Below are 13,531 nucleotides of genomic sequence, written 5' to 3'. Positions count from 1 at the left end.
CCATCCAGATTACTTATCACTCTGCCGGCTTTTTATATCACAAAAAGGGGCTTAGAGGGTAAAAGGAGACATAGTCTACCAATTCTATATATTTAATGTGTTATAATAAATATATTTATATCTTTGCCCATTAACACTCGTTTACGACTATGAAAAAATCTTTACTCCTACTCCTTACTTTATTACTTACGGCAGGCTTTGCATTTGCCCAGAAACCTCTGACGGGCATCGTCAAGCAAAGCAATGGCTCCCCTCTGCCAAGCGCAACTGTAAAAATCAGAGGCACAAAAATATACGTCATCGCCGATGCAGATGGTAAATTCAGTATTGATCCCAAACAGGATACTCCTTTTTACCTGCAGGTGAGTTCAGTAGGATTTAAAGCACAGGATTTCCAGATTTTAAAAATCGAAGATACTCCTATTGATATTGTACTTGTGGAAAGTGCCCTGCTCGATGAGATCGTGGTAACTTCCAGGAGACGTACAGAAGTTTTGCAGGATGTACCAATCCCAATCTCCGTTATTGGCGGTAAACAGATTGAAGAATCCGGTGCATTCAATGTGAACAGGGTAAAAGAACTGGTGCCTTCGGTACAGTTTTACTCTTCCAACCCGCGTAACACTACCTTAAATATCCGTGGTTTAGGTTCTACCTTCGGCTTAACCAATGATGGTATCGATCCGGGAGTAGGTTTCTATGTAGACGGAGTATATTATGCAAGACCTGCAGCAGGAACACTTGACTTTATCGATGTTGAACGTATCGAAGTACTGCGTGGACCACAGGGAACGCTGTTTGGTAAAAACACAAGTTCCGGTGCAATCAGCATCACTACCCGCAAACCTAGCTTCACTCCTTCCGGCAGTTTCGAAAGCAGCTACGGTAACTTTGGATATATCCAGGCCAAGGCATCCATCACTGGTCCGCTGACAAAAAAGATAGCTGGTCGTTTATCATTTTCTGGTACACAGCGTGATGGTCTAATAGAAAACATACGAACTTTAAAAAATACGAACGACCTGAATAACTTAGGTTTCCGTGGTCAGTTATTATTCCAGCCAACTGAGGACTTATCCATTCTGGTTGCCGCTGATAACTCGCGCCAGCGTCCTGATGGTTATGCGCAGGTGGTAGCAGGTGTAGTCACTACACAGCGCCCGTCATACCGCCAGTTCAATGCGATCATCGCTGATCTGGGTTATTCTCTGCCAAGCCTGAATGCGTTCGACCGTAAAATTGATCACGATACACCATGGATTTCTAACAATGAACTGGGTGGTGTCTCGGTGAATGCCGACCTGAAAATTGGCCCTGGAACGCTGACTTCAACCACAGCCTACCGCTACTGGAAATGGGAACCTTCGAACGACAGGGACTTCACCGGACTGCAATCTCTTGCCAAATCCAACAACTATTCAAAACACCATAACTGGTCGCAGGAAGTACGCTATGCTGGTGAGCTTTCAGAAAAACTCAGTGGTGTAGTTGGCTTGTACTATATCAACCAGGAAGTTCAAACTGACCCTGTAGCGATCGAAGAATCAGGATCAGCTACATGGCGTTTCTCGCAAAGCACAACCAGTGATCTTTGGAAAACACCAGGTTTATTTGAAGGTTTCGGTATCAGAAACAGGTTCTCCATCAAATCTACAAGTGCAGCGGCTTTCGCCAATCTGGACTACGAGGTGCTACCTGGCTTACACATCTTACCGGGTATACGTTATAACTACGACAAAAAAGACGTAGCCTTCGACAGACAAACATATGGCGGCCTCCAAACTACTGACCCGGCATTGCTGGCACTTAAAAACCTGGTATATTCCAACCAGTCGTACGTGGCAGATGCCGATGAAAACAATTTCACCTACTCTGTTACTGCAGCTTACAGACCTAACAAACGTATCAATACTTTCGCTACCTACTCCACCAGTTTCAAACCTATCGGTGTAAACGTTTCGGGATTGCCTACAGTTAATGGTGCAGCAGCGACCGACCTTGCGGTGATCAAACCGGAGGATACCAAACATTATGAATTTGGTATCAAATCAAACCCTACTGATAATATCACGCTGAACGTAACTTTCCATAACTCAGATATCAAAGATTATCAAACCAACGTACAGTCACCAGAAATCGGTGTAAACCGTGGTTACCTGGCAAATGCCGAGAAAGTTCGCGTGCGTGGTGCTGAGCTGGATGCAAGTGTAAGGGTGAATGAGTATTTCTCATTTTATGGAAATGCTGCCTATACAGATGCCAAATACATCCGTTTCACCAATGCCCCGCTGCCTCTTGAAGAAACAGGATTAACGGTGAATGGTGCACAGGTAGCGTTTAAGGATATCTCGGGGGGCCGACTTCCGGGTGTATCGAAATGGGCAGGTTCACTGGGTGGTGAATTCGCTATTCCGGCCAGGTTCTTTGGTAAGGAATCGAAATTCTTCACTGCCTTTGATGCTTCTTCACGCTCAGGTTTCTCTTCAAGTCCGTCGCCTTCGGCATTCCTGAATGTGGATGGGTATACTTTACTTAACGGAAGATTGGGATACAAAGCCACTACAGGTATTTCTGCCTATATCTGGGGACGTAACCTGTTCGACAAAAACTACTTTGAACAACTGCTGCCGGCTGGTGGAAATGCCGGTCACTATGCTGCCGTTCTCGGCGATCAGAGAACTTATGGTGTTACTTTACGCTATACATTCTAAGCCTCCGGGAAACAGACAGCAAGTCCAATTATATCAGCACTTTAGCTGCCAAAATCACGAAACCCTGCATATTTTTTGGTATGCAGGGTTTTTCATTTACGAACACGTTACAACAATAATGTTATCGAAATAGCACCAAAGTTTTAAAATTTAATTCTACTTTAGGGCTGAGAATACCAGATGTAGATACTTTTTATAACCTAAAATTTAGGATGAACGAATTTCAGATTAAAAAATCAACTGTCGAGTACGATGCAATTATTGTAGGTTCAGGAGCAGGTGGCGGTATGGCTGCCTATGTCCTCGCCCATGCCGGCCAGAAAGTACTAATGCTTGAAGCCGGAGCCCATTTTGACCCAAGAACAGATGCCCTGCAGCTTAAATGGCCATGGGAATCTCCACGCCGCGGTGCAAGCACTACCCGTCCTTTCGGGGATTTTGATGCCGCATATGGCGGATGGGAATTGGAAGGCGAACCTTACACACAAAAAAACGGTTCAGAGTTTGCCTGGTTCCGCTCCAGAATGCTGGGTGGAAGAACCAATCACTGGGGACGAATCTCTCTGAGAATGGGCCCCGAAGATTTTCAGCCTAAGGACGGACTTACTGATAGCTGGCCTATCATTTATGATGAGCTAAAACCTTTTTATGACAAGGTAGACCGGTTAATTGGTGTTTATGGAACTGCCGAAGGTATCGAAAGTGAACCCGATGGAATCTTCCTAGCACCACCAAAACCAAGACTCCATGAGCTCTTCATCAAGAAGGGTGCTACCAAAGCCGGAGTGAAAGTTATCCCAGGCCGCGGATCGGTTTTAACAGAAGCTTTACCGGGAAATAACAAACGCGGACAATGCTTCTTCTGCGGACAATGCGGAAGGTCATGTAAGGTGTATGCAGATTTCTCGTCATCATCATGCCTGGTTAATCCGGCTGTTGAAACAGGGAACCTGACGGTGATCACCGATGCGATGGTACGTGAAGTGCTGACCGACAAAAGCGGACAGGCAACGGGCGTATCATATGTAAATACCAAAGATCTGCAGGAATATGAGGTTAAAGGTAAAATCGTGATCCTGGGCGCCAGTGCCTGCGAGTCAGCCAGGTTATTACTCAACTCAAAATCTGTGGCTCACCCGGACGGAATTGCGAACAGCAGCGGTATCGTAGGTAAATACCTGCACGATTCTACAGGAGCAAACCTGAGTGGCTTCCTGCCACAGCTGATGGACCGTAAACGTTACAACGAAGATGGCGTGGGTAGTGTACACATCTACTCGCCATGGTGGCTCGACAATAAGAAACTGGATTTCCCAAGGGGATATCATATTGAATATGGTGGCGGACTGCACATGCCGGGTTATGGCATTGGCTCAAACATCCATAAGATCAATGGTCTTGTTCCGGGAAGAGACGGCAAGAAAAAGGAAGCCGGAGGTTACGGTGCCGGACTAAAAGATGATTACCGCAGGTTCTTTGGAACAAACGTGGGTATGGCCGGACGTGGTACGGCCATCGCAAGGGAAAGTAATTACTGTGAGATCGATCCTAAGGTGGTCGACAAATATGGTATTCCTGTGCTGCGCTTCAATTACAAATGGGCTCCTGAAGAGGTAAAACAGGCTAAACATATGCAGGAAACTTTTAAAGAGATCATGCATAACATGGGGGCCATCATCACTTCAGACATTCCGGGTGCAGACACGAACTATGGTCTGGAAGCACCGGGAAAAATCATCCATGAGGTAGGTACAGTGAGGATGGGTAATGATCCTAAGAAATCTGCACTGAACAAATGGTGCCAGGCGCACGACTGCAAGAATCTGTTTGTGGTAGATGCGGGTCCTTTTGTACAGCAGGGCGATAAAAATGCCACCTGGACCATCCTTGCCTTATCAATGCGCACGGCTGAATATATCCTTGCGCAGAAGAAAAAAGTAAACCTGAGCTAAGTAATCAATTGTTATTAATCTGCTTTAATTATCATATAATAAGATGAACAGACGTGAATCATTAAAAGCTTTAGGCCTCACAGCAGTAAGCACAGGCTTATTGCTTGAAGCCTGCAAACCGGGTAAAGAGACCACAGAAGTACCGGTAGCCAAAGACAGTAAACCTCAGCCTGGCCGACAGGACTATGAGGTAGAACGCGATAAGGCGCTGAAAGAAGCCAAATTTTTCAATGAACATGAAATGGCGACTATCGCTGTTTTATCCGATATCATTATTCCGAAGGACGATAAATCCGGCAGTGCGACAGATGCAAAGGTGCCTGACTTCATTGAGTTTATCGTGAAGGATATGCCAAAACACCAGACGCCTATGCGTGGCGGACTAAAATGGCTGGACCTGCAAAGCTATAACAGATTTGAGCATCCTTTCATCAAAGCTTCATCTGCGCAGCAGCTGAGCCTGATCGATGAGATTGCTTATCCTGAAAAGGCAAAGCCAAATATGGTACAGGGTGTGGCATTCTTTAACCTGATGCGCGACCTCACTGCTTCTGGTTTCTTCACGAGCGAGATTGGCGTGAAGGATATCGGATACGCCGGTAACCAGCCCAATAGATGGGAAGGTGTACCACAGGACGTATTGAAACAATACGGAATGGAAGGCGTAAAAATATAGTTTAAGCGCGACTGCCCGCCATGGGCAGTCGGCTTTTAATCTTTGAAGGTCACATTAGGTTTCAGCCTGGCTTCAGGCACATGCTTTACGGGGAAGTTCACCGAATTGGCAATGAAGCACAACTGGTTAGCCTTAGCATGAAGTTCATTGGCTTTCTCGATCATGGCAGGGTCGGCAACCGTAACAATTGGATGAAGCGTTACTTCCAGGAATCGCCCCGAACCATCAGAGGTACTTTCCATCTTGCCCGTAGCATTATCTACATAATCTACTACAACCACTCCTCCCACTGCACATACATGCAGGTATGATAACATATGACAGGCACTCAAAGAGGCAATCAGCATATCCTCGGGGTTGTGTTTGCTTTTATCACCTCTGAAATAAGGATCCGATGAACCCTGCAGCTCAGGTTTACCCTCTATCTGCAGCAGATATTCCCTGGTGTACGACCTGTAGGTCGATGTTCCTTCACCCAGATTGCCCTTCCATTTCAGGGACAATTTATAATCATGTACTTTTTTCATCTTTCAAAGATGCTCCTGTTATTGCCTGTCGCACCGGCAGTAAATGTATGAATTTGTTTTGCTCAGACAAATGCGTTTTATTGATAATATCTTGATAGTTTTCTGATAAAAAAGTTATTTTTGGTTTTAAAATCAAACCGGAAAACCAAAACCATGAGTAATTCAATACAACTTTCTGAAGAAGAAGAAACCGTAAGCCATAATGTATATTTTGCAGGCAAAGTGCAGAGCCTGGGACTGGAAACAGAGCGAGGAAGTGCCACTGTAGGTGTGATGAAAAAAGGAAACTATACATTTTCTACCTCTTCACCAGAAAAAATGGTGATCATCACGGGTATTCTGGGTGTTAAACTCGAAGAAAGCAGTTTCAAAAAATATAAAGCAGGTGAAGAGTTTGATGTTCCTTCAGGGGTATCATTTGATGTCAGCTGTGATGACGACGTAGCCTATCTATGTTACTACGGATAACTTCTTTATAATTTATTATATTTGATTTTCGCAAATCGACGTATTATGGAAATCATCTCGGTAGAAGAATTTTATCAGTCCATCTCCACTGTCATTCCTGAAGGCCTCTCCAGGGAAATCGGTCATTTTAACATTTTCAGAAATGAAGACCTGATCAGCAAGGCGACCAATGCCAAGCCTGTGATGCCTTACAACCGCAGGGCCTATTATAAGATAGGCCTTATTAAGGGCAAGAACAGGGCAGAATACGCCGACAAAGTGGTAGAAATAGAAAAGAATGCTTTGATTTTTGCAACGCCAAAGATCCCGTATAACTGGCTGCCACAGGAGGAAAATCAAAAAGGACAGTTCTGTATCTTCACCGATGAGTTTTTAATCAAAAACAAAAGTGGGGTTGTACTGGAGGAGCTTCCTATCTTTCAGCCAGGAGGTTATCCCGTATTTCAGCTGAGTGATGAAGAAGCAGAAGAGCTGACGGCGATATTCGAAAAAATACGGAAGGAATTGTCTTCAGATTATGCGTATAAGTACGACCTGATCCGCAATTATGTGCTGGAACTGATCCACTCCGGTCAGAAATTGCAGCCTGCCTCCTCCCTCTATCCTACGCATAATGCATCTGTACGTGTTTCGTCTCTATTTATAGAATTGCTTGAACGTCAGTTCCCTATCGAATCACAGCATCAGAAACTGGCGCTCCGCACGGCCAAGGATTATGCCGACCGGCTTTCTGTACATGTGAATCACTTAAACAAGGTGCTGAAAGAAAATACCGGCAAGACCACTACAGAAATCATCAGCTCCAGGATCACCCAGGAGGCTAAGATCCTGCTGAAGCAGACCGACTGGAATATCTCTGAGATTGCCTATTGCCTGGGATTTGAACAATTGGCGCATTTCTCCAACTTCTTCAGGAAACAAACCTCCATCGCTCCCAACCTGTTCAGGGCCTGAGATTGATATTTGCAAACAACAGATTGAAGTTTGCAAACTCCGGCAGCACTTCTGCCCGTACTTTTACCATCGAATTAAAACTTATAACGATGGAACAAAAAAGTAAAATTGCTTTAGTTACCGGCGGTAGCCGCGGACTGGGCAGGAACATGGCGCAGAGCCTTGCAAAAAAAGGATTTGATGTGATCCTTACCTACCATTCCAAAAAAGATGAGGCGCTTGCCGTCATTGCTGACATTGAGCAGGCCGGACAAAAAGGTTATGCCCTGCAGCTGGACACTGCTAATATCGCGGGTTTTGACGGTTTTCTTGCTCAGGTCAAAGAAGTATTAAAAGATAATTTTGATACTGATCATTTCGATTTCCTGATTAACAATGCCGGAACGGCAGTTCTTGCTCCTTTTGCAGAAACAAAAGAAGAACAGTTTGACAGTCTGCTTAATATTCATTACAAAGGCGTGTACTTCCTTTCACAAAAGTCGCTGCCTATGCTCAACGACGGCGGAAGAATCGTCAATATTTCAAGCGGACTTGCACGTTTTGCCAATCCGGGTTATTCGCTGTATGCGAGTATGAAAGGTGCAGTGGAAACATTGACCAGATATATGGCCAAAGAACTGGGCTCACGCCAGATTACGGTAAACATTGTAGCACCGGGAGCGATAGAAACTGATTTTGGTGGTGGTGTTGTTAGGGACAATGCAGAAGTGAACAAACATATTGCCAGTGTTACCGCACTTGGACGTGTTGGCCGCCCTGATGATATCGGTAGTGTAGTTGCATTCCTCTGCACCGAAGATGCAAAATGGATCACCGCACAGCGGATCGAAGTTTCCGGCGGACAAAATTTGTAAAGCAGCTCTCTGATCTGCTAACGCTGAAAATATATAATGCATAATTTTCCTATGTATGTAGGAAAATTATACATTTGTAATATGAGTACAGCAAACGGTATGTTAAAAGGAAGCCTGCAAACAATTATTTTAAAGCTGCTGCAGGAAAATGAGAAAATGTATGGTTATGAGATCACCCAGAAGGTGAAGGAAATCACCAATGGTGAAATCCTGTTAACCGAAGGTTCCATGTACCCCTCGCTCCATAAAATGGAAGCCGAAGGCATGCTGACGACCAGTACAGAAATGGTGGACAACCGTGTTCGCAAGTACTATTCTTTAACCAAAAATGGTCAGGTAGCTGTAGCATCCAAGCTGCAGGAAGCCAAAAAGTTCATCGTCAATCTCGAACTCCTCCTCAATCTTAACTGTAAACTGTCATGAAACTTACCGCAGCGCAGCAGCTGGATGTCCGCCGTCATCTCCTGCAAGTAAATGTAAGAGATAGCTCATTTGATGAACTTTACGACCATATCCTGACTTCACTGGAACATCAGCCAGGAGCATTTAATCTCACTGAGGTAAAGGAATTTATCCATACAGAATTCGAAGAGCTGGTTAACACCCCCACAGAAATAAAGAAACATCAGCGCATCAATACCCTAACGGGATTTGCCGTGTTTTGTATAGCACTGATCACTTACTGGCTCACGATGGAGCCTACGGTAAGTTTCTGGGACTGCGGGGAATTCATCGCCACTTCTGCTAAATTGCAGGTCGGCCATCAGCCCGGGGCTCCTCTGTTTCTGATGATCGGCAAAATGTTCAGCCTGCTAGCGATGGGGAACACTGCCAAAATCGCGTACTGGATCAACTTCAGCGCCGTACTCGCCAGTGCAGCCACTATTCTTTTTCTTTTCTGGACCATCACTGCCATCGCTGCTAAGGTTTTCAGCAACGAGAAACTCAGGACAAAAACTTTCAGCATCATGGCTGCCGGTACCATTGGTGCCCTGGCCTATACCTTTTCTGATACTTTCTGGTTTTCGGCAGTCGAAGCCGAAGTCTATGCGCTCTCCTCTTTATTTACTGCCATCACCTTCTGGGCAATCCTGAAATGGGAACAGCAGAACAACGACCGCTGGCTGGTGCTGATCGCTTTTATCGTGGGTCTGTCCACAGGGGTACATTTGCTGAGTCTGCTGGTGATTCCGGCTGTTACACTGACCTGGTATTTTAAAAAATCTGAACAACGTACCATCGCCGGCACACTCAAAGCACTGCTCTGCGGCTGCCTCATCGTGGCTCTGGTACAGTTCATTATCATCCAGTACTTTGTACTTTTTGCTGCTAAAACAGACCTGTTCTTTGTCAATACTCTTGGATTTACTTTTGGTTCGGGCGCGGTTTTCTTTCTCTTCGGCTTCGCCGGATTGATCTCCCGGGCGATCTGGTACTCGATAAAAAACAGAAAGTACAACCTGAACCTCGGGCTGCTCTGCCTGGTTTTCCTGCTTTTCGGTTTCAGCTCCTATATGATGATCCTGATCAGAGCCGATGCCAAAACAAACATCAACCTGAGTAATCCTGACAATCCTTTTTCCCTGTACAGTTATCTGGGACGGATTAATTACGGCTCCACCCCTTTGGTATATGGAAATACGTTTGATGCAAAGGTGACCGACCAGAAAGAGACCGGTCATACTTTTAGAAAAGGAAAAAATCAATATGAAATTTCCGGCAGTACCTACAAAAACACCTACGACAAAAATCTGTTTTTCCCACGAACCTATAGCCAGAAAGATAATCATCAGGCTTACTACCGTCAATGGCTGGAGATGAATGAAGGAGAAACGCCTTCATTTGCACAAAACATAAAGTTCTTTACCTCCTGGCAGCTCGGATTTATGTACTGGCGGTACTTCCTCTGGAACTTTGCCGGTCGGCAAAACGACTTTGAAGGACAGGGAGAGCCGGAGAACGGAAACTGGCTGACGGGAATAAAGATCCTGGATTCAGTACGTTTAGGGAACCAGCATGCTCTTCCAGAAAGCCAGCGGGATAACGAAGGGCACAATATCTATTTCGGTCTCCCGCTGATTTTGGGCATTGCCGGACTGATCTGGCTCTACCGCCGGAACAGACAAGAAGCAGTGGTACTGCTTACACTGTTCTTCTTTACAGGAATCGCCATTATTCTTTACCTCAACCAGGATCCTCTTCAGGTACGTGAACGTGATTATGCCTATATCGGATCGTTTTATGCATTTTCGATCTTTATCGGCCTTGGCATGCTGGCAGTAAAAGACATGATCGCGCGCTTTGCCTCTCCAAAGCTGAGCCTTGCACTGGCCGCAGTCATCTGCATGGCTGTTCCTGCGCTGATGGGATCTCAGGGATGGGATGATCATGACCGCTCGCATAAAACTACTGCGCGCGACTGGGCCCGGAACTACCTGAACTCCTGTGCGCCAAATGCGATTCTTTTTACCAATGCGGATAACGATACCTACCCGCTATGGTATGCGCAGGAGGTGGAAGGGATAAGAACGGATGTACGTGTACTCTGCGTGCAGTTTATGCCTGATGCAGCCTATATCGACCAGCTAAAAAAACAAATGAATGCCTCCGCCCCGCTACCGGTATCTATGCAGCAAAGTCAGTATGCGGATGGCACCAGAGACTACCTTCCTTTTGTAGACTATGGACTGACGGATAGTGTGGAGCTGAAAGACCTGTTTGCAGTGATGACTTCAGACAATCAGGCAGATCAGGTGCAGATGGCCAGTGGTGAATACATGAATTTCCTGCCTTCAAAAAAGCTTAAACTGACTGTAGACACAGACCAGCTGGTGAAAACGCATACCATTAAAGCTACCGAAAGAGCCAGGGCGGCGAAAAGTATGGAATGGGTGTTCAATAAATCTTACGCCAGTAAAGGCGACCTTGCTATCTTTGATATCCTGGTGCACAACAACTGGGAAAGACCGATCTATTTCGCAACTTCAGTGTCGGAAGATACCTATATCGGACTCGACAAATATTTACACCTGGAGGGATATGCCTACCGACTGCTGCCTTTCAGTGTGGAAGCCGGTGATCAGCGCGACAAATTTGACAGGACCAACACTGATGTGATGTATGATCATGTGGTTAACAACATGGATTTCTCCGGTTTTAAAAAAGCCAGTTATCTTGATCCTCAAAGCCGTGCCTTTATGAATGGCACCTGGGCCATGAACAATACGCTGAGCACCAACCTGATCATCGAAGGAAAAACAGCGCAGGCCAACCGGGTGATCAGGAAAAGCCTGAAAGAGCTGCCACTGAGGAATTACAGCATCCGGGATACCGTAGGCAGGATCAGCACGATCCAGAACCTGTATGCGCTTGGACATACCAAAGAGGCCAACATCATCACAAAAGATACGTCAGATTATCTTTCCCAGGAATTGAAGTATATCGAGAGTTTAGAGCCCCGGTATCAGCGGGCACAGATGCAGAATATACGCATGGGATTGTATGTACTGAGCAACCTGCAAAAGCTGACAGCCGATTATAACCAGAACAATCTGACCCTGCAGATTGAGGGCAACTTAAACAGGATTGCCAGCCAGTTTGGGATTAAGGGCTAGCTATGCTGCCCTATGTATTCCATCAGTACCGGCCGGTAGTTGTCCGTAAAAGGAATATCAGCATCCGGCAGGTACAGCCGGTTCCTTTTAATGGAAACGATCTTGTCCAGGGCAACGATGTACGAGCGGTGTACCCTCAGGAAGGAAGAAGCGGGTAGTTTTGATTCCATATAATGAAGCGTAAGCCTCGGGATAATCGGTTTATCATTTGATAACTGGAAGATCTTGACATAATCTTTAAGCCCTTCGATATGCGTAATGTTATCCATGCTGATCCTGACCAGGGAATAGTCAGAGTTGACAAACAAACTATTCGTATCGGATGAAGGGGCAGCTACCTGTTTGTTTTTGAGCAGGTACAGCTCCATCGCCTTATTGGCAGCTTTTAAAAACCGGTCGAAGGCCACAGGTTTCACCAGGTAATCCAGCACGTTCAGGTTAAAGCCCTCCAGTGCATAATTCTCGTATGCCGTCACCATGACCACCATCGGAGAATTGATCAGTCCCGCGGACAGCCACTGGATACCTGATAATCCCGGCATCTGAATATCCAGAAATACCAGGTCTATCTGTTCGCTGGCCATCACCCTCATGGCTTCTTCCACATTCTTACAGCTCGCCACCAGCTCCAAAAACGGAATCATACCGATATTGTCGGCGATCAGCTCCCGCGCAAAATGTTCATCATCAACTATCAGGCAACGGATCATCTCAATTCAATTGTAAGGTTTGCAATAAAAACATTGTTCACTATCATCGTTTGTAAGTCGTATTTATCTTTGTATATTAATTCAAGCCTGCGGCTCACATTCCTGAGCCCTATTCCTGAGCTCGCATCCTTACTGTCGTTTAAGGGAGATATCTCGTTTTCTACCCTGAATACCAGTTTGGATAAGCCCCTGTCGATCAGCAGGCGTATCAGCAGCTGCGTTTCCGTTCCTGTGCCCATTCCATGCTTAAATGCATTTTCTACAAATGGAATCAGCAGCATCGGTTCAATTTCAAAGCCTTCAGTTTCGGAGGAAATCTCCAGCCGCAGGTTAAGGTCGTCCCCAAAGCGCAGCGACTGCAGCTCAATATAATTCTGCAGGTACTCGAGCTCCCTGCTAAGTGGGATTCTGTTGTAATTACTTTCCTGGAGCACGTAGCGCATCAGCGTAGAAAGCTGGATCAGCGAAGGCTCCATCAAATCCGACTTCTTCCTCGCCATGGCTACCAGCGCGTTGAGCACGTTGAACATAAAATGCGGACTGATCTGCGAACGCAGGAAATCAAGTTCCGTTTTCAGGGTCTCCGTTTCCTGCTCCTTGCGTTTCTTCTCCTCAATATTGTGGTCAGATATCAGCCGGTAGCTGAAACTGATACCGATGATAAAGAGGTACATCGCTATAGGAAAGTTACCCCGTGGCGGCCCCATCGGACGGGGATGCTGGCGGTGCTGCCATTCGGGGTTGCGTGGGATATGATGAGGCAACCACTTCCGTTCGATATAAAAAGAAAAGTACACCAGAAAAGCTACTGATACTATGGTACCTAATATATAAGCCGGCCAGCCTTTCTTTTTATATAACCTCGGATATAAATAATAAGCATTGAAGTAAAACAGGATAATCAGCATACTATTGTTGAAGATTATCCTGTACCTCACCTCTTTAAAATCTGAAGAAGGATAAGGTCCTGATAAAAAGGGAAAGATCAGCAGCATCCAGAACAATACGTGGATTGCATAGATCACATATCTGTTGGAAATCAGTCTGGAAAAACGCTTCATGATC

The 13,531-nt window shown here is 45.6% G+C and carries 11 protein-coding genes; 8 read left to right on the top strand and 3 right to left on the bottom strand.

Features of this window, described 5'->3' with window-relative positions; all coding sequences use genetic code 11:
- Positions 1-149: 149 nt before the first annotated feature.
- From OQY15_RS16745 to OQY15_RS16735, 3 genes are all read left to right on the top strand, one after another.
- Positions 150-2,711, top strand: a complete 2,562-nt coding sequence (locus OQY15_RS16745; protein WP_265793030.1) for a TonB-dependent receptor — start codon at positions 150-152, stop codon at positions 2,709-2,711.
- Between the two features lie 212 nt (positions 2,712-2,923).
- Positions 2,924-4,663: a GMC family oxidoreductase gene (locus tag OQY15_RS16740; protein WP_265793029.1), complete on the top strand. Its 1,740-nt coding sequence runs from the start codon at positions 2,924-2,926 to the stop codon at positions 4,661-4,663.
- Between the two features lie 43 nt (positions 4,664-4,706).
- Positions 4,707-5,339, top strand: coding sequence for a gluconate 2-dehydrogenase subunit 3 family protein (locus tag OQY15_RS16735; protein WP_265793028.1), 633 nt, complete (start codon positions 4,707-4,709; stop codon positions 5,337-5,339).
- A gap of 35 nt (positions 5,340-5,374) precedes the next feature.
- Here the strand turns inward: OQY15_RS16735 and OQY15_RS16730 are convergent, their stop codons facing one another.
- Entirely contained in the window at positions 5,375-5,866 is a 492-nt protein-coding gene (locus tag OQY15_RS16730; RefSeq protein ID WP_265793027.1) for an OsmC family protein, read from the bottom strand.
- Positions 5,867-6,019: 153 nt separating this feature from the next.
- On the opposite strand from OQY15_RS16730, the gene OQY15_RS16725 reads away from it, so the two are divergent.
- The 5 genes from OQY15_RS16725 to OQY15_RS16705 all read left to right on the top strand — a co-directional run bounded on the left by OQY15_RS16725 (position 6,020) and on the right by OQY15_RS16705 (position 11,756).
- A complete protein-coding gene (locus tag OQY15_RS16725) occupies positions 6,020-6,334 on the top strand; it encodes a pyrimidine/purine nucleoside phosphorylase (protein WP_265793026.1) in 315 nt (104 codons plus the stop codon).
- Between the two features lie 45 nt (positions 6,335-6,379).
- The gene (locus tag OQY15_RS16720; protein WP_265793025.1) at positions 6,380-7,288 is read left to right on the top strand and encodes an AraC family transcriptional regulator; all 909 of its coding nucleotides are present in this window, start codon (positions 6,380-6,382) and stop codon (positions 7,286-7,288) included.
- Between the two features lie 89 nt (positions 7,289-7,377).
- Positions 7,378-8,142 (top strand): SDR family oxidoreductase, encoded by a 765-nt coding sequence (locus OQY15_RS16715; protein WP_265793024.1) that lies wholly within the window; start codon positions 7,378-7,380, stop codon positions 8,140-8,142.
- Positions 8,143-8,223: 81 nt separating this feature from the next.
- On the top strand, positions 8,224-8,565 hold the full coding sequence (locus OQY15_RS16710) for a PadR family transcriptional regulator (RefSeq protein WP_265793023.1): 342 nt from the start codon (positions 8,224-8,226) through the stop codon (positions 8,563-8,565).
- Entirely contained in the window at positions 8,562-11,756 is a 3,195-nt protein-coding gene (locus OQY15_RS16705) for a DUF2723 domain-containing protein (protein WP_265793022.1), read from the top strand. The genes OQY15_RS16710 and OQY15_RS16705 overlap by 4 nt, the downstream gene beginning before the upstream one ends.
- Here the strand turns inward: OQY15_RS16705 and OQY15_RS16700 are convergent.
- Both OQY15_RS16700 and OQY15_RS16695 read right to left on the bottom strand, forming a co-directional pair.
- The gene (locus OQY15_RS16700; RefSeq protein ID WP_265793021.1) at positions 11,753-12,466 is read right to left on the bottom strand and encodes a response regulator transcription factor; all 714 of its coding nucleotides are present in this window, start codon (positions 12,464-12,466) and stop codon (positions 11,753-11,755) included. The two genes, OQY15_RS16705 and OQY15_RS16700, sit on opposite strands and share 4 nt — an antisense overlap.
- Entirely contained in the window at positions 12,463-13,527 is a 1,065-nt protein-coding gene (locus OQY15_RS16695; RefSeq protein WP_265793020.1) for a histidine kinase, read from the bottom strand. Before OQY15_RS16695 ends, OQY15_RS16700 begins: the two co-directional genes overlap by 4 nt.
- Between the last annotated feature and the right edge of the window lie 4 nt (positions 13,528-13,531).

This window comes from Pedobacter sp. MC2016-15, assembly GCF_026239695.1.
Taxonomy (GTDB): domain Bacteria; phylum Bacteroidota; class Bacteroidia; order Sphingobacteriales; family Sphingobacteriaceae; genus Pedobacter.
The sequence above is the reverse complement of the archived record's forward strand: the minus strand, read 5'-3'. Positions and strand labels throughout refer to the sequence as shown.